Source organism: Alkalibacterium putridalgicola, from assembly GCF_900109825.1.
Lineage (GTDB): Bacteria > Bacillota > Bacilli > Lactobacillales > Carnobacteriaceae_A > Alkalibacterium > Alkalibacterium putridalgicola.
Genome location: NZ_FOBL01000021.1, coordinates 1 through 21,865, shown reverse-complemented (window position 1 = coordinate 21,865; position 21,865 = coordinate 1). Strand labels below are relative to the sequence as shown.

General features: G+C 41.8%; 23 protein-coding genes. 4 read left to right on the top strand and 19 right to left on the bottom strand.

Translation table 11 applies throughout. The features are described from left to right. Positions 1 to 40: 40 nt before the first annotated feature. The 11 genes from BMX84_RS07910 to BMX84_RS07860 all read right to left on the bottom strand — a co-directional run bounded on the left by BMX84_RS07910 (position 41) and on the right by BMX84_RS07860 (position 10,509). Positions 41 to 301 carry a DUF4282 domain-containing protein gene (locus BMX84_RS07910; RefSeq protein ID WP_218142358.1) on the bottom strand — a complete coding sequence of 87 codons (261 nt, stop codon included), beginning with the start codon at positions 299 to 301 and terminating at the stop codon, positions 41 to 43. A gap of 54 nt (positions 302 to 355) precedes the next feature. Beyond that, positions 356 to 1,312: an SAP domain-containing protein gene (locus BMX84_RS07905; RefSeq protein ID WP_091488676.1), complete on the bottom strand. Its 957-nt coding sequence runs from the start codon at positions 1,310 to 1,312 to the stop codon at positions 356 to 358. 375 nt (positions 1,313 to 1,687) lie between these two features. Then, a complete protein-coding gene (locus BMX84_RS07900; RefSeq protein WP_218142357.1) occupies positions 1,688 to 2,965 on the bottom strand; it encodes a serine hydrolase in 1,278 nt (425 codons plus the stop codon). Between the two features lie 107 nt (positions 2,966 to 3,072). After that, positions 3,073 to 4,284: a phosphopentomutase gene (locus BMX84_RS07895; RefSeq protein WP_091488674.1), complete on the bottom strand. Its 1,212-nt coding sequence runs from the start codon at positions 4,282 to 4,284 to the stop codon at positions 3,073 to 3,075. Position 4,285: 1 nt separating this feature from the next. Further along, entirely contained in the window at positions 4,286 to 5,446 is a 1,161-nt protein-coding gene (locus BMX84_RS07890; protein ID WP_091488673.1) for a YhfX family PLP-dependent enzyme, read from the bottom strand. A gap of 13 nt (positions 5,447 to 5,459) precedes the next feature. Next, complete coding sequence (locus tag BMX84_RS07885) at positions 5,460 to 5,813, bottom strand: hypothetical protein (protein ID WP_091488671.1); 354 nt, start codon at positions 5,811 to 5,813, stop codon at positions 5,460 to 5,462. Between the two features lie 17 nt (positions 5,814 to 5,830). Beyond that, on the bottom strand, positions 5,831 to 6,754 hold the full coding sequence (yhfZ, locus tag BMX84_RS07880; RefSeq protein WP_091488670.1) for a GntR family transcriptional regulator YhfZ: 924 nt from the start codon (positions 6,752 to 6,754) through the stop codon (positions 5,831 to 5,833). Next, on the bottom strand, positions 6,751 to 7,869 hold the full coding sequence (locus BMX84_RS07875; RefSeq protein ID WP_091488668.1) for an aminotransferase class V-fold PLP-dependent enzyme: 1,119 nt from the start codon (positions 7,867 to 7,869) through the stop codon (positions 6,751 to 6,753). Before BMX84_RS07875 ends, yhfZ begins: the two co-directional genes overlap by 4 nt. Positions 7,870 to 7,881: 12 nt before the next feature. Continuing rightward, entirely contained in the window at positions 7,882 to 8,754 is an 873-nt protein-coding gene (locus BMX84_RS07870) for a phosphotriesterase family protein (RefSeq protein ID WP_091488667.1), read from the bottom strand. Between the two features lie 71 nt (positions 8,755 to 8,825). Next, positions 8,826 to 10,127 (bottom strand): YhfT family protein, encoded by a 1,302-nt coding sequence (locus tag BMX84_RS07865; RefSeq protein ID WP_091488665.1) that lies wholly within the window; start codon positions 10,125 to 10,127, stop codon positions 8,826 to 8,828. Positions 10,128 to 10,140: 13 nt separating this feature from the next. Further along, positions 10,141 to 10,509, bottom strand: a complete 369-nt coding sequence (locus BMX84_RS07860; protein WP_091488664.1) for a DUF2620 domain-containing protein — start codon at positions 10,507 to 10,509, stop codon at positions 10,141 to 10,143. A gap of 266 nt (positions 10,510 to 10,775) precedes the next feature. Between BMX84_RS07860 and BMX84_RS07855 the strand changes: the two genes are divergently transcribed. Next, positions 10,776 to 11,810 (top strand): amidase family protein, encoded by a 1,035-nt coding sequence (locus BMX84_RS07855; protein ID WP_091488662.1) that lies wholly within the window; start codon positions 10,776 to 10,778, stop codon positions 11,808 to 11,810. A 131-nt stretch (positions 11,811 to 11,941) separates the two neighbouring features. On the opposite strand, the gene BMX84_RS07850 is transcribed toward BMX84_RS07855, so the two are convergent. The 3 genes from BMX84_RS07850 to BMX84_RS07840 form a co-directional block, all read right to left on the bottom strand. Further along, the gene (locus BMX84_RS07850; protein WP_091488661.1) at positions 11,942 to 13,309 is read right to left on the bottom strand and encodes a DUF4301 family protein; all 1,368 of its coding nucleotides are present in this window, start codon (positions 13,307 to 13,309) and stop codon (positions 11,942 to 11,944) included. Between the two features lie 274 nt (positions 13,310 to 13,583). Beyond that, positions 13,584 to 14,432 carry an N-acetylmuramoyl-L-alanine amidase family protein gene (locus tag BMX84_RS12790; RefSeq protein ID WP_091488659.1) on the bottom strand — a complete coding sequence of 283 codons (849 nt, stop codon included), beginning with the start codon at positions 14,430 to 14,432 and terminating at the stop codon, positions 13,584 to 13,586. Between the two features lie 21 nt (positions 14,433 to 14,453). Next, positions 14,454 to 15,008 (bottom strand): sigma-70 family RNA polymerase sigma factor, encoded by a 555-nt coding sequence (locus BMX84_RS07840; protein ID WP_091488658.1) that lies wholly within the window; start codon positions 15,006 to 15,008, stop codon positions 14,454 to 14,456. Positions 15,009 to 15,489: 481 nt separating this feature from the next. Here BMX84_RS07840 and BMX84_RS07835 point away from each other — a divergent pair, with 481 nt between their 5' ends. From BMX84_RS07835 to BMX84_RS07825, 3 genes are all read left to right on the top strand, one after another. Further along, a complete protein-coding gene (locus BMX84_RS07835) occupies positions 15,490 to 16,401 on the top strand; it encodes a nuclease-related domain-containing protein (RefSeq protein WP_091488657.1) in 912 nt (303 codons plus the stop codon). Positions 16,402 to 16,679: 278 nt separating this feature from the next. Continuing rightward, positions 16,680 to 17,288, top strand: a complete 609-nt coding sequence (locus tag BMX84_RS07830; RefSeq protein WP_091488656.1) for a plasmid pRiA4b ORF-3 family protein — start codon at positions 16,680 to 16,682, stop codon at positions 17,286 to 17,288. 350 nt (positions 17,289 to 17,638) lie between these two features. Beyond that, complete coding sequence (locus tag BMX84_RS07825) at positions 17,639 to 18,247, top strand: hypothetical protein (protein ID WP_091488655.1); 609 nt, start codon at positions 17,639 to 17,641, stop codon at positions 18,245 to 18,247. A gap of 257 nt (positions 18,248 to 18,504) precedes the next feature. Here BMX84_RS07825 and BMX84_RS12865 read toward each other — a convergent pair whose 3' ends face one another. From BMX84_RS12865 to BMX84_RS07810, 5 genes are all read right to left on the bottom strand, one after another. Continuing rightward, positions 18,505 to 18,726: a DUF1829 domain-containing protein gene (locus BMX84_RS12865; protein WP_091488718.1), complete on the bottom strand. Its 222-nt coding sequence runs from the start codon at positions 18,724 to 18,726 to the stop codon at positions 18,505 to 18,507. After that, positions 18,714 to 18,884 carry a hypothetical protein gene (locus tag BMX84_RS12515; RefSeq protein WP_177165511.1) on the bottom strand — a complete coding sequence of 57 codons (171 nt, stop codon included), beginning with the start codon at positions 18,882 to 18,884 and terminating at the stop codon, positions 18,714 to 18,716. Before BMX84_RS12515 ends, BMX84_RS12865 begins: the two co-directional genes overlap by 13 nt. Beyond that, entirely contained in the window at positions 18,862 to 19,173 is a 312-nt protein-coding gene (locus tag BMX84_RS12860) for a DUF6978 family protein (protein ID WP_371860961.1), read from the bottom strand. The genes BMX84_RS12515 and BMX84_RS12860 overlap by 23 nt, the downstream gene beginning before the upstream one ends. Positions 19,174 to 19,214: 41 nt before the next feature. Beyond that, a complete protein-coding gene (locus BMX84_RS07815; protein ID WP_091488654.1) occupies positions 19,215 to 20,018 on the bottom strand; it encodes a hypothetical protein in 804 nt (267 codons plus the stop codon). A gap of 331 nt (positions 20,019 to 20,349) precedes the next feature. Next, positions 20,350 to 21,426 carry a hypothetical protein gene (locus BMX84_RS07810; RefSeq protein WP_143058696.1) on the bottom strand — a complete coding sequence of 359 codons (1,077 nt, stop codon included), beginning with the start codon at positions 21,424 to 21,426 and terminating at the stop codon, positions 20,350 to 20,352. Between the last annotated feature and the right edge of the window lie 439 nt (positions 21,427 to 21,865).

Genomic DNA, 21,865 nt, shown 5'->3' with positions numbered 1-21,865 from the left:
TCTAAAGAGTTGTATGGTCTTTAGAAGTTTTCCAAACCTATTATCTATACCGCATATCCTGCAGTGCTTCATGGATTTTGAAAATCACTATGACGAGTTCACAATTCACTCGGATCACTAATGGACCTATGATTAAAATAGCTAATCCTAAAAAAACGGAGTCGCCACTAATTATCGTCGTCAATCCCGATACTATACTTACAGCGAGTCCAATGTAAAAAATGATTTGTATGATTTTCGGTGTGATCATGGTATCAAAATTAAAGAATGAATCTTTTGGTTTTTCAGCATTATAATTCACTATAATCCTCCATATAAGTATCAGTTTCTTTCTATTTTCAGCATTGAACCAACATTAATTGTCATACTCCCCTTCAAACCGCTCCTTCGCTTTCCGGTAAATCTTCTCCAACCCTTCTTTATCCTCATGTATCTCCATGACCACGCTCTCGGCGGCTTCTTCGACGGTGAAGAGGCTGAATGGGAGCTGGAGGCGGTTCATGAGGTCGATGAGTTTCAACTTCAGTTCGTCATCTGACATGTCTTTTTCTGTTTGATACTTCTGGATTTTTTTCATTATACCAGGGGCCATCTTAGCTTGAGATTCACTATACGGGAAGAAGCGATCAGCTTGATCCGACAAATCCTCCATATTAAAACCATTAGATAGTCCGTTCAGGTCGATCCGCACGACTTCTGCCAGATTGATAAAGGCGGAATCGTCCTTGCCTTCTTCTTCAAGGAACTCGGCCATCGACAGTCGGCAGTTGCGGTACATCCCAAAGTCCGAATGCTTATAGTATTTCAGGCTTTTCTTGTTCATGTATTCCCAGACGATGTCTCTATAAGAATAACCCGGGTTTGCCTTTACTTTCTCATTCAATGACCAGATATCCAGATCCTCGATGCTGCGCCGGTGGATATAGGGAATGTGCTCCTCTGCTGAGAGAACGGCTTGCCCCTTATCTGTGAGTTCATACGTCCGGTCACGGAACAGATCGTCCAGCTTGTCTCTAGGCATTTCGTCGACTAAACGCTGCACGAGCTCCGCTTTCTTTCCAGACGTTTCCAAATGATGCGCTCTCAAAATCTCTTTCAAGTCTTCAGCCGTTTCATTCTGGATAGATGCTTCTATGGAGCCAACTTTCAAGAATCCTCTCTTTTTCAGGGACTTCAAGCTTTTATCAACATTTTTCACACCGTATCGGTACCACCAGAATTTAGGGAAGCTGTTCTTTTCTATGTAGTAAGTAGGGGCATAGGACAGGAGAAGGATTTCGTGCGGGTATAGGCCTGATTCATTCGATTTCATGCGCTTGATCCGTTTCTTGATAGGAAGGATATCCGATGTTTCACGCCGTTCGCTCCTGCTTCTCCTTGAATCCCCTCTCTTCCTATTGTTATCTGATTGCTTGCTTCTCTTTGTGAAAAACCCAAAATACTCATGTATTCACACCTCTCAAAATTAGAACCAATTTTTTAAAAATCTCTAATTCGTTATATTCGCCGGTAAACATCGCCCTATATATAAGCATCAAATGATAATAATTACAAATAATAGTGTATTCACCTTACCAATCAAAAGTATACCTGTTTTTAATAGGATTACAATTTTTTTCACAAGATAGACAAAAAAAGATCTTTGACATGATAAAGTTCAGTGTCAAAGATCTCTTTTTCTGAAAATCTACTGTTCTAGTGATTCATAAACGGTATCTGCTATATTTCTTGACAAGGTTCCAGTGCTTCGGTAAGAACCGCTTGGCAGTTGTCCATTGTTCTGCTTATTAGCTAGAACAATGATCTGTATATCATTGACGGGGTCAAAAACGACTTGAGTGCCTGTAAATCCTGTATGTCCAAAGGCTTCTTCGGGATGACTGTAGCCCATGTACCAGGATTTATTCAATTCCCATCCGTAGCCCTGGCCATAACGCTGTTCAGAAGTAAACTGGTCGACAACTTCCGATGAATAGAGAGACGTATTTCCGTAAGTCCCGCCATTAAGCATTGTCTGACCTAATATAGCTAAGTCTCGAGCCGTCGAGAACACGCCTGCGTGACCAGCTACGCCTTGGTGCGAGTAGTAACTGTTTCCGTCATTCACCTCGCCAACTAATGTGTAGTCTCTCCAGCCATCAAACATATCGGGATCATCTTCAACGTAATAACCGAAGTTGGGATCATCGACCATTTTGTATTCATAAGGATTTCCCCACGAAGTAGCTGCGATAGGACGATTAGTTTTCGCGCTTGCATTGAAGAACGTATTATTCATCTTCAGTGGCTGATAAATCTCGCCCTCCAAGAACTCGTCTAAGGTTTCATTCGTCACTGCTTCAATCACATACCCTAATACCATAAAGCTGAAATCACTGTATCTTCTATCAGTTCCTGTTTCATATTCAAGAGGAAGGTCATAGAGATAGTCTTTCGCTTCTGAAGTATTACTTGCGTACAGGTAAGTCGGTTCCCAAGGAGTCAACCCAGACGTATGTGTCAACAAGTCAGCGATTGTAACGTCTTCTTTACCATTTTGTCCAAATTCCGGAATGTAAGTAGCGACCGTTTCGTTGACATCTAGTTTCCCATCAGAAACGAGTTTCATTATCCCTTGCGTGGTCCCCATTACTTTGGTGACAGATGCTAAGTCAAACAATGTTTGGTTCGTCATTTTTTTGGGGTTCTTCAGTTCTTCCCCCATGTCATAACGCTGAGCATAGCCATAGGCATTTTCAAAGACGATACGTCCGTCTTTGGCCACTAAAACAACAGCCCCGGGGGTCACGTCATTTTTAATGGCTTCTTCCACTAGTGTATCGATTCCAGATAAAGTTTCCTTATCCATATCTGCCTGTTGAGGCGAGCCGTGACTCAATTTATCGGACGCACCCAGTGCAGTGCTTGGCGACATGAACATGAGACTGACGAGTAAACTTGCTGTTGTAATAAATTTCTTTTTCAACTTATTTCCTCCTACATCTTCTAAGACGACTATCACTCATCGACAACAACTTAAAAATCAGTATCCACTCTTTGACCCTAAGCACCACCTCCAAAAAGCCTTACTTTTTATTTCAACTTAGTCAAAAACGACTCGCCGTTCGCCGGTTTTCCGACGTTAAAGTACTCGCTGACCGTTGCGGCAACATCAGACATGGTCTCGCGGTTCCCGATCTGCTTGTCCTGCATACCTTTAGAATAGATCAGCAAAGGGACACGTTCACGGGTGTGCTGACTGTGGCCGATGGTCGGATCGTTGCCGTGGTCAGCCATGACGATCAGAATGTCATCTTCAGAAAGTTTCGGAAGCAGCTGGCCAATGTTTTTATCACTGACTTCCAGCCTGTCAGCATAGCGATCGACATCTTCACCGTGTCCAGCCAGGTCAGTCTCTTGAATATTTAGACAGATGAAGCCATGACTGATCTCATCCACTTGCTTTATCAGCTGGTCAAACAAGTACTGCGAATCTACTCCCGGGAAAAGACGGTCGCTTTTGGTCTGAACGATATCCGCGACTTTCCCGATCAGCGAGACGTCGATGTTTTCTTTATCCAGAATAGTCGGGATCTGGACATTCGGATCGATGCCGTAGCCTAAATGCACGACCTGATAACCTTTATCATAGACACCCGATTCCGGTGCATCCACACCTGCAAATCCCCCGTGTTTCACTTTCCGGGCATCAAGCAAATCTTCTAAGGAAACATTCTCCCCGCCGAACGTAATGACGCGCGAGACTTTCACGACGTCTCTGACGGCTTTGCCGATTTCTGTCAAATCTTCAAAAGAAATGATATCCAGACACCCCGAGACATTATAGACCTGTCCCAGATCCGTTTCCAGGTTATCTCCGACAGTCACGCAGTCATTGACGACTAAAATTTTGGGTTCGTTGTCTTCACCGACTTTTCTGACTGAATAGCCTTCTTCAATTAAGTGTGCTTTCACCCGATCGATCGATGCACTGAAAGGTTCATTCAAAGGGATCGGTGGGATCGTACCCATGATCTCCTGATGACCTAAAAATGAATCGGCTCCCTGATGAGATAAGTTAGACGTCCCCCAATTCGCCCCTTTTGAAAATGTGAAACCTTCCCACTCTTCGCCGATAGCATTCATAAGTCCCAGTTTTAGTAGATGCGGGATCTTTAAGTCGTGCTTATTTTTAATGATATGGAGCGCTGTATTGCTTCCTGTGTCCTGTGCCCTGACTTCGGGTACGTCATCCATGGCCCCGACGCCAAAGCTGTCCAGTACGATTACTATAAATTTTCCCATTTTAAATCCTTTCCACCTCACTGCCTTGACTGGTATAGATACCGACAAGTTCCGGTTTATTGTCATTCAATCCTTTAACAAGAGCGACCCGACTCCGGGTAACAAATATCTGCGTACGCGCGGCCATAATAGCCGTGGCACCGATCGTCTGCTTCCCATTGATTTCTAGGTAGTAATCGATATTGTCGCTCGGGAAAGGTTTGACTTTGCTTTCCGTTCGTTTGCCTTCGTCATCGATCAATATATTTTCAAGATTGCCTCGTGCATAGTAGCCGCCGCCGTAAACAAACGCACTGTCTTGACTGTTGTGTGAGACCTCACTGACATACACGTAGGCTGGTTTTTCTTCCAGTTCCACTTCCGCATGCATGGGCGATGTTCCTGATAAGGCATGCCCCGGTTCACCCTGAGTGCCTTCCATTTCTTTGAACAAGGGCAAGGTCTTAATAGACGTGGCGGACGGGACATTCATCTCTTGGATATCAAACCCGGATGCTTGCATGCTTTGTTTTGCTTTTTTGAGTGTCTTTACATTCTGTGTCAACTTGAAGTCTTTCAGTTCTTTGTCGTATAAAATACATGGGAACGAGGTCAAGCCTATAATGTCACAATGCGCAAAAGACTTCAGTTCATCCATTATTTCGTTCAAGTCATCTAGCTGAAACCCGCCGTACTGACCCGGGTACAACGCATCCCCTTCGTCGATCACACGCAGCATGACTTTTTGTTTCATACCCAGTTCTTCTGCGACAGCATCGATCTGCTTCAGTTTTTCCAGTGAATAGACGGTGATGAAATCCACACCATAAGTCATCACTTTCTTGATAAAGTGTTTCGGCAACTGGACGAGGTGTCCCACATTGCCGATAGGGATAGTGTGTTTCATCATGACTTCTGCTTCCCTGAAGTCGACCACAACGGCTTTTTTTATGCCTGCTTCAATAAGTGTTTCCGCTATTTTAGGGTTACGGCCGATTTGCTTGGTCATGAAGTAGAGTTCGACCCCCAGACTTTCTGCTTTTTTTGCCATTTTAGCAGCATTTTCTTTTATTTTATCCAGATCAATGACGTAAGTATCCGGCAAGATAATGCCTTGCTGGTGAAGAGAAACAGCATAATCGATCAATTCCGGATTGCGCTTCTTTACCATCTCCAAGAACATGTTATCGTCTCCTCTACTGCTTTTCTTGTAACAAAGTCACTAAATGAAGATGGAAATAGCCTTCTTCGTTGGTTTCAAATTCTGCTGGGGCAAATGCCTTGAGTTCATTCCATAATTCTTTAGCCTGGTCGTAATGACTGTCCGACTGAATCTCGGCCAGGATCGCATCATCCACACCTTCGATTTTTTCATCGGTGTTCTGACGCGCAGTTGCCATAGCCAGGTGCGTGATCAGTACATCTGCGTCATCATCTTCCTCGATGACCTTTTCCTTTTTCAAGTAAGCTAGAGCTTCCTGTGAGTAGTCATAAGCAGTCTGATCGATCACCTTGTTTTCTTTTAATAGATCTAGTTTCTCTTGTATCATAACTGTTTCCCCTTTTTCTAGAATCTTGGGACAAGTTGTCCCGTTTTTACTTTATGCTGGATGTCATGCATCCGTTCGATCGAAATATTTTTTTTGAACAGTGACTGGATCATCAGCCGTTCTTTTGAACAGACGATGACTGCCTCGCTGATACTTGCATGATACTCTTTCACTGGGATTTCGACATAATTCAAATCGGTATATGCCTTTTCGATAATTTCATCATAATTCCAGACTCCCGCATCGATTTCTTTTTCTCTGATGGCATGGATCAGCTGATTGGCTGGATAATTGACCAGTGTGACTTTTTTATCCTCTATCAAGTCCTTCGTCAGATGATAATGGTCAAGCGAGTCTTCATCGATACCGATCTTCATGCCGTCCGCGATTTCCGTTTTATCTTTGTCTGAAAAAATCAGGATATGTTTGGACAGATAAGTATTCGGGCCAAAGGCTAAAGCGATGGCAATATCTTTGCCATGATTGATTTCTTCTTCTGCCGCAAAGCGTGAAACGACAGCAAAGTCATAGGTCCCGCTTTCTGAGGCTTCGATGCGTTCTTTCGCTCCCCTCAAAAAGGCCAGGTTCAGCTTGATCTCCTGATCGTTGAACAGGGTATAAAGCCCGGTCGCCAGGCCTTCATAGAGCTTGGAATAAGGCAGTGGCATGGTCCCGACCAAGCGATCGGCATTCGCAAAGCTCTGTAGTTTTTTGTAGTCGATCTCCTCGAGGAAAGTCCCCAGGTGCCCCCGGCTCTTCGTCTTGATGGCTTCTTCCTTTTTTAAAAAAGTCAGCGCGTTTTGCACGGTCCCACGCGACAGCTCATATTTCTGCTGGAGCTCATTCATAATGGGCAGACGGTCATTGACGTTCAGCAAATATAGCTCTGACGCAATGTTTTCGATCGCGATGCCCTTTTTCTTGAAAAATGATTCACTCATGGGTGGTCAGCCCAGTCATTTTCCCTGACCTTCAAAATGGCCTCACCAAGAATCCTGATTACTGTTTCCGGTCCTGAACGCATCGGATTGACCCGGATCATGCGTTTTTCTAAAGTCGGATCTGATTCTAAAAAGGTGGCTGACACTCGGTAAAACATCGGGACGATCTCATATTTAGATTCGGCTCCGACGGGATGAGGGGCAGCCCCCAGTTTCTCCGCTGCTTTTAACACTTCTTTAGCGATCGGCTCATCCAGTTCTATCAGCAGCACTTTTGACTGGGCATTAGCGATCGTTGCCTGTTTCACGCCGTTGACGGCTTGGTTATTAAGGTCTTTATAAACCCTTTGCGTCGTTTCTGCTGAAATAGCTAGAGATACTGGCGCATAAGTCAGACCTTTCAGGACGTCCATCGCTTCGTGTCCCTGAACTTGCAGGCCGCCTGAATAATTATCCTTTTTCAGCTGCGCGATCATTTCTTTGTCGCCGACGATACAGCCGATGCCTTCTGGTCCAAGTAATTTAAATGTGGAAAAACAGGATAAAGTCGCACCCATTTCCACTCCGATTTTTGGTATTTTCATTACCGCATAGTTGTCATCTGTCACGACGAACAAGTCTGGTCTCAGCTCTTTCATCGTTCCAATAACTTCTTCCGAGTCGTAGCGGTCATCCGGCTTCTGACGCGTCAGCTGAACCAGCGCACCAGCGATCTCTTTATTTTCCAAGACCTCCCGCAGCTGGTTTAAATCGTTGAAGTCCGCCTTGACGACTGTGATGCCGAACATATCAAGCGACACGTTCGTGGTCGGATAGATCGGCGCATCATGCACGAGCAGGGTCCCGCCCGGTTTGACTGTCTTATATAAGGCGTAGCGGATAGCCATCGTCCCCGAACCTCTGACAAGCATAGCGTCTTCCGTCTCAAAAAAATCGGCGATGACCTGTTCGACTTTTTTTGTCGTCTCCGGTTTGTTCAATCCAGGCACGACCCCCAAGTCACCCCGGGTCAGCATGTCATTTCCGGGAAAAACTCTTGTCATGCAATCAACGAATCTGAATTGTTTTAACGTTGCTTCTTCTATACTGATACTCTCCAGTGGGTAGGTCTGCATAGTATCCCTCCTCTAGCTGTAAAATGTGTTCGGGTTATCTTTAAGCATTTTTTCGATGAACCGTTCGGATATGCCGTTTTCCTTCATTAACGGTACAAAAGTGTCCAGCAGATAGGAATATCCTAGTCCGCCATTCGCTTTCAGGTGTGACCGGCGGGTGATGTCCATAGACAGAAAGACTTTATCGTCGTAGCCTTCTGACTCAATGCGTTTCAGCATCTCTACGCGCGTCATATCCGGCATGTAGTTTTCCTTGCCCACAGTATCGAACTCCACATAGACCCCTTCTTTTAAAAGGTCAAGCACATAGTCGATATCTCCGGTCAAGTCGACATGTCCAATGACTACACGGCTGAGATCCATATTCTGTGATTTAAAGAAATGGACCTGTTCTTTCCCGAATGTGCCTAAAGTGGTATGGGTCGTGATCGGCACACCTGTCTCTTTATGTGCGATGACAGCTGCTTCAAAGACTTTCCGTTCGCGGCTGGTCATCTCGTTTTTGCTCGTTCCGATTTCTCCGATCAAGGAAGCTTTAATGTCTGTATCATCCAATCCTTCTCTGATGTCTTTGATCATCATGTCAGCGAGCTCGCTCACCGATTTCGTTTCGATATAATCGGGTAGAAACTTGTCCTGATACCAGCCGGTGGACTGCAGGATATTCATGCCACTGGCTTCGGCGACCCGTCTGACATAATCCGGGTTACGCTTCATGCCTCTGACGGTCACATCGATGACATTGCGCACCCCTTTGTCGTAGAGCTTTTTATACTCTTCCACTGTTTCATCGAAGAGATTCAAATTTGTATCTTCTGTTTTTTTCAGCGACGACAGATCGATCGTCGTGTGTTCATGTGCATAGGTATAACCGTCTACTAACATAATGATTCCCCTTTTTATATTTCAAGTAATAGTAAAGAGGCCGGTTTTTTAACTCCAGCCTCTAAAATGTTTTATGCAGCTGGTGTCCATAGGTTCAACAGGAATAGAATATTCACGATTATTCCCAGGACGATAGCGGCTACTGGACCGACAGCCATATCGACCAATGGTTTTTTAGCTGTACGGTTTAGGAGATACACACCGATGACCCAGAAGAACCCGATACCAGGAGCGATCTGTTCACTGGCTAATGCCCCACCAATCAGAAGGGCCACTTCCAGCACACGGTTCATTGCTGAACGGATATGTTCCCCCATCTCTCTAACACCAGGGAAACGGTCCAGCCCTTTAGCAGCTCCACTTAGTAGTGAGATTTCTATCAGCATGACTAAAGCACCTAAGATAAAGGCAAGGATCGGATTACCTTGAAGCAGTATCCCTACGACGAAAACGAAGGTTGCACCGGCAGGACTGTAGACTCCGGTAACAATAGCCGTTGAAAAGACTAAGGGAATGAATCCGATGCCTCGGGCGAATGCAGCTAATGCCGCTTCACCGAATTGCCCACCATCCATCAAGCTCAATGAAATCGGGTCACCGGCAATCAATGTCAAACTGGTTGCGGCAGCGACTAATCCACCTGTCAATGATAGAAGGATCATATTTTTTTTGATTTTTTTGACACGTTCTGCAAAAATATTGACTAAGTTCTGGTTTTCATTCGAATCGCCTTTAACTTTAATGGCGAAGTACAGCATGAAGATCATACCTGTAAGTAAGGTCACTCCTTCTGCACTGATTGTAACGGCTTGTCCGCCCGGTAAAGTGAATGTACCAAACTGTCTGATCAGCACTAAAACGAAGGCACTGACACCGGCAGTCAAAGCACCTTTACCGAAGCCATGCTGGTAGGCAACGGCAATACCCGGGAAGAGGGCAAAGGCCACGATGATCGGATTCCCAACGGCTCCCAAGGCTGCCAGGAAGTCGACCGGTAACATTGCAAATAAATCAACGATAAATTGCAAACCTAATGTTAACCCGATCCCCCATGCAGCACCTAAGACGCCGGCTAGGACCAACCCCATTTTAGTGTTGGGTGTCCAGGTACCGATGATGTCTGTCATCAAGAGGACACTATGAATAAGTAAAATACTTGCACCGATGGATACCGGAATACCAAAGCCGATAACCAGACCGAAGCTGACGGCGAAACTGGTCGCGGCAAGTTCCTGTCTGCTGATGGCATGATCATCAAAATATTCTGGCATGATGGGTCTCAAACCATCATTAAAAACGGCAATCCCTCTATTTGTTAAGATGGTAGCCATCGCACCCAGTGCACCAATCACAACTAACTGTAATACATCCATTTTTTAGTCTCCTTTATTCTTCTTTTTTGAGAATTTCTCTGATAATAACTGGAATGACTTTGTCTTTATGCTGAGCTGTAAAACCAAAGGCACGCTTGCCTGCCTGGACCTCTTCTGCAATTTTCTCATCTGACATGATATTTCCCGGCATAGAAACAGTTGAGGTATTCTTTCTGCCGATCATGGCAATCGCCATCGCTAGTGCACCACCGCCGCCTGTGTTGCAGGCACCCAGGTAATAATCTGCTTCATTGTTTTTCAGTGACATGGCTGCATCCAAGTCGCTCTTTACGACCACTTCTGCTTTATCACCCGCGTGTTCTTCGACCATTTTGGCAACTTCTTTTTTATCGATCTGTCCGCCGACTACAATTTTAATCATAGTGATTCTCCTTTTGATTTATTTCAATTTACATTTTTTTGTAAATTGATAGTTAAAAATATCATCTATCAACCTGTCGAGATAATAGATGGGCTTTCTTACTGTCTTACTATAAAACCAGCTAAAGAGTGACGATTTATCCTCCTCTCAAATTTACACGATTTAATAAATTGAAACGCTTTCTTGCTCATAGTATATTACGCCTATTTCTTTTTTGCAAGGTTTAATTTAAACTTAAGTAAATAAATCGAAAAGGATGAATTTACGTGAACGTAGACATTATGCGTCATCTAGCGAAGAAGACTTTTATTGCCTTGCAGAATCCCTACCATACTGTGGTAAAGGTCTACCCTCAGATCATCGACAAAGTGAAAAATGACCATTTCTCATATATCGGTGTAAAGGACCGACCAGAAATCCCAGATTCTTTAGTAACAACATTTGAATCCACAAAGCATTATGGCTTACACACAGTGGATGCTTTCAGTCTAGGTGGTAGAGCCATAGATACACGTCTGAGAAATCCGATCACAGGACGGCCTATGACCGGCTCGTCCAGCGGCACAGCCATCAATGTCCTGACAGGTATCAATGACCTTGGCATCGGAACGGATGGCGGCGGATCCGTTCTGGCTCCGGCAATGTCTCTTAACTTATTCGGCTTCATCTCTCCTTCCATCTGTAAAGAACACACAAGCAAGTTCAGGAAATATTCGACCGATGCACATGCCTTCACGCCCTCGATCGGTTTTATCACTCGTGAATTTGACGCATTGATAAGAGCAATAGAAGTGGTTATACCTGTACCTACTCAAAACAATCAGAATAACCATTTTGATCTTCTGGAAATCAATGGAGCATTAGAGAAAAATGAGCACCTAACAGATAGCATCAGCACTACTGACAAAGTAGATTTAAATGAATCAAGAGAACTACTCATTCCATATCTTGAAGAGAACTTGGGTAAACACGACTGCATCATCTCTAAAGAAGGGCCTGTGGACTTTCAGGGTTTAGGCGATACTGTCCTCGGGCATATGGGGCCCCAGGCGAAAGAACATCAGCATAAAGGAAACAAAGGACTTATCCGAGTGGCCAACATGGCAGGTGCTGCAGCCGTGACCATTCCAACAGGTGAGCATGCCACATCATATGTTCTCTTATGCAAAGATACTCCAGAGGACATTTCAAGGATGCTAGCCTTCGCTTCAGACTTAGCTAATAAGCAAGATCCTCTATTGAAGAACTATTTCATGAATTTTAGTCATTATTTCAGTGATGGTTTCAAAACAGCTGAATAAACGATAAAAAAACCTTCGAGAACAGAAAAAATCTGTCCTTGAAGGTCTTTTATAAAATCAATGAGTTTATTTAACAGGTGTCCCTGATTTCTATGCCAGGAACACCTTTTCTGTAAAAAAGAATTGATTAGTTAGACTGACACGGTCGCTTTTCGATGCCCTTCTCTCAAGAGATCATTGACATTCTTCACTGGGTTGAAGGTGGACTCAGGGACTTCGACAAACAGGGTGTTCCAGTGATGCATCGAGCCGTTCCACAGCCCGGGATGTTCAAGCGCCTTTAAGGGTCTCCCTTTATAAGATTTTTCGGTGATAAAGTAACGGTCTTCCTTTCGGTAATCCGTTAAGTTGAACTTCTGTCCTTTATAGTCTTTAACAAAGCACACTAAGTCTACGGGATTAAAAAACTGAGAAGAATTGAGGATTTCCTGCTTATGTGGATCATTTAAGTCGATCTCCGATTTCTCGCAGATCTGCAGGTCAAGATAATCGCCATTATCGACCACGAACGGTCCACCGCCGGGTTCTCCGCTGTTTTTGACCATCCCGCAAACGCGTAGAGGTCTGTCCAGGAAATATAGGGCCCAGTCTTTAGTGAGTTCTTTTTTGAGTGAGATATTCAGCGTATCCTTTAGGAAAGCTTCAATTTCATCCAAATCATAGTCGTCTGCTTTTAAGTCTTTTATATACGCATCAATCTGTGTCTTGACTTTTAGTCCGACAGAGGCCAATTCCTTCTTCGATTGGATCGTCTCTTCTACCTGGCTTCTGTGACACACATTATCTACATTCTTAATGAACAGTATGTCCGCGTCCAGATCATTCAAGTTTTCAAGCAAGGAGCCGCGCCCACCGGGACGATACAGCACTTCCCCATCCTCAAGTAAAAACGGCTCATTTTCCATATCGGCTGCCGGGGTCTTCGTTTCCTCTTTTTGAAACGAATAAGTGATCGCTATAAGCGGTTTATCCGCGGCGATCCCGCTGATATAGTCGGTGAACATGTCTTCATGCTCCGGTGCGATCGTAAAATGCAGATTCACAGACTCAGGATCAAGATACTGTTCGCCTTCAAAAATATGCTCATCGATAGGCGTCGCCATTGCGTCTTCATAGGCATGCATTTTGATCAGTGCCTTAGGAAAATTCCCGTACTTCAGCTTACTGGTTAATAGACGATCAATGATTTCCACTTTGTCTGCCTGATCAAGTTCGCCGGCATCCACCTTGTTTCCTTCTTCGACTAAATCCTTGTAAAAGGCAAAATGGTGAAGATTCTCAAAAAATCGACGGACGAAAGGCGTCTCTTCTCTGTTTTCTAGATATGTATATAAGTCTTTGAACATCCGCGTCGCTGCTCCGCTGGCAGGTATGAATTTCATACATTTAAAATTTGTATAGGCCTCATTGATCCCTTCAGCATTCGTCAATTCCTCAGCGGTGACTGACTGCACGATGTCTACATACTTGTTACCATTTTTAAATTTATCCATTTCCATACAATACAAACGCTCCTTATGTGAGATTTGAATAGAGTTGATTTAATGTCTCGTTATCTACTGTATCTATTACAGCTTACTATATCATTTTTTTCAAAGGGATTCTAATTAACTTACCCGTCGTGATAAGTTTCTAAGATACTTAGTCAGTTTAAATAAGGAATGGGATTAATGTCAGCACCTATTTTTAAATTATAGTACCCTTATTTCTGCAAAAAAAGAATCTGCCGTCATGACTCTTAGGCAGACTCTTTCTACTAATTAACTAAACACGTTATTTCACACTCACATACACTGGACTGGCAGTGATATAGAATACCTTACCTTTCGAGTTCTTCACTTTATATTGTGATCCTCGTCCGATAGTCACCTTTTCCAGGACAGTCGGGAAGCCCTGATCTTTGGTGATGTAGCCGAACACGTCTTTGTCCTCCCAGCTGGGCTTAGTGTAAAAGCGTAGCTTACCGTCGTGGTGGCTCACCAGTCGCTTCCCACTGTAATTTCCAGACTTGACTGCCTTAACCGGTGTTTCAGTCTCTACCTTACTAGAACCTTCTCTCTCCTGACGCTGATAACCGATCCCGATTTTATTGCATATCCCTTCGATCACTGCTTCTGCGGCAGCGTAGAACAACTCGTCATTTAGAAACACCTGATGATCCGTCACATTATCGATAAAGCCGTACTCGATGATCACGGTCTCGGTCTTGCCAGTCAGTCGATGCATATAGTAGTAATCCACCCCCGGCTTCATGGTCCGTGAGAACACCCGACGTAACGGAAGTTGTGTCGCTCCCAAAAGACGTTCAGCCAGATCCTCCGCAAAAGCCGGCTTGGCATGGACAGAGTGGATCACTTCGATCCCCCGCGCCTGTCCGTTGAAGGCATTCCAGTGATTGGATACACAGACGTTATACTGATTCTTGATCCGAGCCACTCGCTGCACATGTTCCAGCGTCACATCTTTGTCTCTCGTCAGGTGGACATCAGCCCCTAAGTCCTTCAATCGCTTGTACTGATACAATGTGATTTTTAAGTTCCAGTCTTTCTCCAGGACTCCAAAACCATTCGCTCCCGGATCGCTCCCGCCGTGTCCCGCATCCAGTATGATTGATTTACTCATTTCTTTTCCTTCTTTCTCTGATTAGTTTTTTAATACCGTCTTGTACTGCGCCAGCTTCTCAGCCACCCGTTGACGCCAGGCATATACCGTCTTCCGGCTGACGTCTCGTTTTTTCGCAATATCTGTCACCGACAGCTGATGTATCACAGCATCGTTCAAGTACGTCTGTTCCACTTCTGTGAGACACGCCAGCATTGACTGATACACATCCCGCATCAGCACATCTTCATCCACCCCAGACTTATCAACCACGACCATCGGCTCAAAGTCTTCCGGCATCGGCATCTCCCGCTCAGCCCGGCGGACCATTATCCGTATTTCGTCCAAGACACCCCACTTCACTTTCTGAAAGGCATAGCCTGTGAACTGATAAAAAGCCTCTTCTTCCGTCATGTCTTTCGGGAAGATTTCATAAGCTTCCACCAGTTTCATCCTTCCCATCTGCACATAATCCTCGTAGTCCGGATGATTATAAGGGATCTGGCATTTCTTCAGCGCCCCGTAGACGATAGCATCGTGCACAAAGAAAAAGTCGGCTGCCATCTCATCCGTCAATTCTCTCGTTTTCTCCTGCATTTTCATCGGTTTTCCTATTCCAGAAGATCTTCTAAGTGTAGTCGTACATGGCCTGTGTACACCCTTAATTTACGCTGGGAGGCTTTCTCATTCAAAGTGACGAAAAAGATGGATTTATGGACGAAAAGGACTTAATCTTGTTATTTGGTTTTGGATCTGCTCATAACGTCAGCTGGAAAGCACATATTTCAGCGAATTCTAATGTAATTTTTGAGAATCTTTACAAGTGAGTGCATTAATTCTGGTCACTCGTAAAGATTCTTGGTAATCGTTATAAGTGAACCGATTTTTCATTCCCACTTGTTACGTTTCTGCTCAATCGTTACAAGTGACTCCACTTATTCTCGTCACTTGTAACAAGAAAAGCTTTATATGTTGTTATTTTTCGCCGAGCGAAAAATTTCCTTATTTATTTTCGTGAGTTTTTAAATCGTTTGCGATTATATAGTATGTATAGTAAAAATGCTTAAAGTAGGCACACATGATACTTAAAGAACGTTCGAAGTCGATCAGCCACCGCATTTTAGAAGTGTTGAATAACCGGATGACTTTATCTGCTAACGAGAAAGTACAGTATGCAAATCAGATCAAAGGTCTTAAGGGTGAGAAGATGTTTGATCATATACTCAACGAGACTGGCATTGATGCCCTTGTCATTAATGACCTGCTTTTAAGTACAAAAGACACATCATACCAAATCGATTCACTGGTGATTACTGATGAAAAGATCTATCTATACGAAGTAAAGAACTACAGCGGAACATTCGTATACAAGGACAATGGGCTTTATTCAACGTCCGGTCACGCGATCCAGGACCCCGTCGCTCAAGCTGAACGAAAGCGTTCTTATCTCTATAACTTACTGATACAGTTGGACTATTCCATAGACATCGAGGTGTACGTCGTTTTCATAAACTCTAACTCTTATATTTATGATCTACCCAAGAAAGATGCTATCCTATTTGCAGGACAGCTTGCCGGTCACTTCAAAGACCTAGCTGAGCCCTTGCCGAAACAATCTGATAAGAACCTGGTTCTTGCCAAACAGCTTATCAAGAGGCATAACGATATGTATCACCCGACTAATTTGCCTGCCTACTCATTCGATCAGTTGAGAAAAGGGATCCGCTGCTCAAGCTGTGATTCATTCTCTTATAACAAAAGCCGGCAGAATATTTACTGCAATGTCTGTGGGAAAAAAGAACCGGCAGCACAAGCGATCCACCGCAGCATTGAAGAATTCAAGTTGCTTTTTCCAGAGACACCACTTACTAAAGACATCGCGTATACCTGGTGCGGGAATGAATGGAAGAAGTCCCGGATACGAAAAGTGCTGGAGACTCACTACCGAGTACATAACCGTGGCCGAGGCAGCTACTATACTGATGATTGATCATGTTGTTATTTTTCGCCGGGCGAAAAATGTCCACTTTTAAGCTTTAAACGTGATAAGTAGACAGGAAATATTGCGTCACTTGTCACGTTTCGGCTTGATTTTTATAAGTAGACCCACTTTAATTAAGCTCACTTGTTAAGTTTCCGGCTAATCATTACAAGTGAGGTTAAACTTAGCTCTCACTTGTAACGATTCGACTGTTTCAAACTACAAAAACTGTGAATCTGCCACACCTTCTGGTATCATAAAACTACAAAACTAAAGAAGGTGCTTAAATGATCTATCAATTCAAGGTGACACTAAAAGACGTGGGGATGCCAGTGTGGCGGATGCTTCAGGTGGATAGTGAGACGACATTCGCGGAGCTTCACTACATACTCATGGCGGCGTTCGACTGGATGGGGTACTCCTTGTATGAGTTTGATCTAAGAAAGTCAGGCGGTAAAAGGTTGAACGGTACCCGGATCGGTCCTGAGGAAGGTACGCCGATGATAGAAAGCGATCCGCTGCTGCTTATGCTTAGACAAAGGCTTTCTAATCCGGAAGACTATGACCTGCCCCGCTATCTGGTTGATGAGAAAGAAAAGCTGTCTGACTGGTTCAAGCAGGAGAAAGACCGGGCAATTTACATTTATGATTTTAGAGACGACTGGGAGCACGAGATCGTTCTGGAAAAGATACTTGAGCCTGATCCCGATGCACAGTACCCGCTTTGCACGAAGGCGAAAAATGACGCTCCTTTTGAAGGCGCTCGCCGGGATTTGATGTCCGGTCAGCTCGATCTGACTAACCCGAACGGCAAAGAGATCACCGAAGACATCAACGAGATCTACCGATTCGACGGATGGAAGGACGAGTTCATGAACCGAGATGACTTTATGTAATTTTTATATGTAAAAGCTGGCCTCGCCAGCTTTTTCTTTATGGCAAAATCGTTATCAGTAAGAGGCAAATAACTATCCACTTGTATCGTTTCGTCTTAATTGTTACAAGTGACTGTACTTCTCTTCCACCACTTGTAAAGTTTCCGGATAATCGTGACAAGTGGACTCAAATATCGTCTTCACTTGTCACGATTACTATTTTTCAATGCTGTTATTTTTCGCTGAGCGAAAAATTACCTTACTTCAATTCGTAAATCCCTCTGTCTCACGCTATATCAGTGAAAAAACTGTTAGATTGTAGTGCTTTTATGGTACACTAGCTATATCTGGGTAAAAGGAGAAAATTAATTATGAACGATAAGTTAATCGATACAATTAAGGAAATGGAAATCAAGAGTGCGCCTGAGGAACAGTCCTTAGAAGCAGCACTCAACCAGTACACAAAGAAGCAGCTGGCTCATTTTATCGAGCGCTTCGATCTGGACATTGCTAAGAGCTGGAAAAAAGCAGAGATTATCGATGCGCTCATCGAGTGGATGGAATCAGCACAAAAAGAATTGTTAGAATCTAATGAAGAGCTTAACGCGTTTTATTCAAATAAAGTAGTTAATGCAGACCAGCCACTTGAAATCAACGACGACCTGTCTGATAAAGAACAGGAAAGTGTATTAAGTCTTGTCGAACACGGACTCGTCTTTAACGCTGACGGGCAGCTATGGGCACCTGAAGCAGTTGCTAAAACTTTTGATACTGCATCAAATAAACCAGCTGAATCAAGTGAAGCAACCGAAGAAAAAGCTTCACAAAATGAAGAGAAATCTCAGCCAGCACAACCTAAAAAGCAGGGCAAACAAACGTCATCTCCAACGCTTTCGCCGGAAGAGCGAATCGCACGTGAGAAGAAAATGCGCTTAAAGTACTTCAAAAAGCAAGCTAAAAAGAAAAAGAAGAAAAGATAAGCAAACGACTACTTATCTTTTCTTCGCAAAAAAGCGTTGAGCTAGGTTTTCGGCTCAACGCCTTTTTGTTTATTATAATACTTTTCTGAGGAACGACTATCCTCAGCTCATCTCACTAATCTATTTTCATGTGATACCTATTGTGTATTGATTTCATTATTTTCTAATGAGTAGAGGTAATTGTTTGGAATACCTCTACAACAGTTTCACCTTTATTATCGATCTTACCGGGATCATACCGTCAAAAGTTAAAAATTTCAGACAATTTTTAACTTGTCGACCCACTGCTCTTTTTCTGACCATTTGATAAGTTCTATATCATAAGCCGATAGAGAATTTAGTAATGTTTTCTTTATGTTTTTGCCTAAGTCATTGGCGATGATAAAGAATTCGGCATCTTGACATGTGTCTTTTACATCAATAAATCGGAATGTTAACTGATTAGGATGTACATTTGCAGGATTATTTACTGTCTTAATAAGTTTTTCTTTTTTGTCTTTATTCGATCATTATGCATGTCAAGAAAGGGAGTTTCAAATTCTAAAAATGAATCATAACTAATAAATTTAAAACTTTGTTTATACCAATTTGTCAGTGCACGAGAAGCTTCTTTTTCAATCTGCTGTACATCGATCATTAGTTATTCCCCCTTCCTTATCAAATAATTCTCCTAGCGTTTTTATATTGAAATCACTTATATTTGCGGTGTTTATTGCTGTGAAAAAACGTTCGACCACTTTCACAAAGTCTTTTTTCTCTTCCTCTGAGAGATGAATAAGTGCTTCTTCAGCTCCTAAGGGAAAAGCTATACTGTCTCCATAATCTTCTTTTGCGATATGAATATGAGGCTTAGGAATTGATTCCCCTGCATAAGGGAAATCTCCTTCTGGGTTAGTGTGGATTTTCCCAATTAGATTTAATCTTATGACAGGTTTATCTAAGCTATTTGATCTTCAGATTATTCTAGTCATATGAATTTCAAGAGTAATCTCGTCTCTCCTAATTCCTCGAATCCTAGGTTCTCAAATTCAGTAAACTCTTCTTGATTAATATATTTTCGAGGATACGTTTCTCCTTTATTCCGGCGTCCCAAATGTTCATTAATCTCATCTTCTGAAAATCTTAAGTGTCTGTTGAGATCGATAACATTATCACCTGCAACAGAATCATCGTCCGGTTCTAATACAGAAGAGATTTTTTTATTTAACATATTTTCTCTGTCCTTAGTTAACTGCTTGTTACTTTCATACTCTTTAATTGCTGCTGAGTAAAAGCATAACACATCTGGAATATTATGATAGTGGTGGATAATGAATCCTTTTAACTGATCAATGACTTGTTTTTTCGTCTCGGTATCTATCTCAGGATTCCATAAAAGCTCATCGATATAAACAATATTACGCATTTTCATTTTGTCTTCATCAAACTCCAAGTTATACTCTTTTATGACAGAATAGACAAATTCTAAATCTCCAGAGTAATTATCACACAGTTCGTATGGATCATAAAACTCTTCTGATATGCTTTCACCTAATATAAGGATAGCAGATATTGTACAGATATCTTCCGTCTTATTTTGCTCAAGTAATTTTAGTGTTTCACTCTCTTCCTCATCAGAATCTGTTACCTCTGCTCCTTGAATTTTCAAATTGATATGGACCAGAAATTCAAAACCTTCTTCCAATTTATACCAATCTTTATTTCCAGGCGAAATAGAAACTACTGTATTTTGAGGAGTTAATTCAGTCGCTGCTAGTGTAGTATACTTCATAAAATCAGCCTCTCTAGCTATAGTATAAATATTCTTTTAAGTTACATTGCATGTTTTCTAAGTATAACCACAGAAAAGTAATGGTTTTTGAAAGTTAACTTCATTAAGTTTAATAACATGAAGGATCCGTTGTTTAATGAAACAATTGTTGATTCGGTCCTCTCGAGCTAGATATAGATTCCACGATTATATTTTCATCTACTTGAAGTTTCTGTAAATTACAATATCCACTAAACATCTTAACTTGAGATAAATTATATGCAATTCTTGCGAATTAACAATTGCAATTGAGTGTTTAGTAATATCATCTCCCCATGTTTTAATTATAATTTCATTGATTTCCAGAAATTTTTTTCATATGTTTATCTTTTATATTAATAGTAGGATTATGATTTTCTTTGATATCGTTTTTTAAAAAAGGAAAAGGTTCTGTGAGTAGAAAGATATCAGCTAAATATATACAGAAATCGGAATTGCCAGATTCAACCTCACTGGTCGGAAATGCATAATTATATCCTACATTTGAATCTTCTACTGATTTACAAGAAAAGTATCTTACTCCATAGTTAATAGTAGTATTATAAGATTCTTTCTTTTTCTTGTTCTTTAAAAACCGCATAAATAATTGAGGTATTAAATATTCATATGGGTAAATACCTTCATTTTTATCCTTCTGATTTCGTATAAAAGAACAAGCAGCAATAAGAGGATACCAAAATACATATCTCTTTTTTTCATCTTTTTCAGAAATATCCCTACCTGTCCAATCTTTAATTTCTTCTATCTTGCTCTCATCAAAAAAATCTTGAGGTTTTATTGCTAAATCATAAACGTATACTATGTTACTTGAATTAAGTCTATCAAATCTAAATCTAGAAATTAACCCTTCTTCTAATCCAGCTTCATTAATACATGTGGCTAGATTTGTACCTAAGTATAAGCATGGTTCTCCCTCTATACTATATCTAGATGAACTTGCTTTCCCCTTTTCACTAAACCGAATATGAAAGATTCCTTTCCTCCCGTATTTATGAGCAGGAGTATTTCCCTTGTAATACGGAACACTTCTATAGAGTTTTAACGGATCATCTCCATGAGTACTATAGAAATTTTTTAAAATTTTATCATCTCCAATTTTTGGTAGAATTTCAACAACTCTCTCAAAACATGAATCCATCTTAGCAAAATCATTAAAATCATACATTAATATTATATCCAAAAGTAATTTTATGATTTTGAGTAATTTCTTTCTCTCTTTTTTATTGAGTAAGTATTTTACTTCTGTATAATACTTTGTTAGAAGTATTCTTAAACTATAATAGTAATCCTTATCTCCATGTTCCATAGGTAGATGTAAAATTTCTTTATTCATAACTTCATAAAATAGGCTGTCATTCCAATAATACATTAGCATTTTTTCCTCCTGTACTTTTATAATATTTTTTTCACCTAGAGTCAGATTGTAATTAAATTATTTTGAATATATAAATTTATAGCGAATAGTTTCATTTCACTTATTATTAAATTCTCCACAAAAATAAGTTGTTTTCCAATCTTTTTTCCTCGGCTAATATTCAGCTTCTCATTCCTCTTCAAGTCTATACTCCTATATCAGCTATATTTCTGTTTAATAGGTTCCCATTATTGTAATGGGTATTTTTAATGTTAGTTTATTAATGAGTTTTGAAATGCAATATTTTAGACTGTTATTATGGTATTACGTCAATATCTTGGACACGATTTAAGAGAATTTCTTAATGAAACATGGACCCGTTTTGAGGCCTCAAGGTTTCGGTAAACGTTCTAACCGCTGACGCTTTTTAGAACATTTACCGAAACCATGAGGA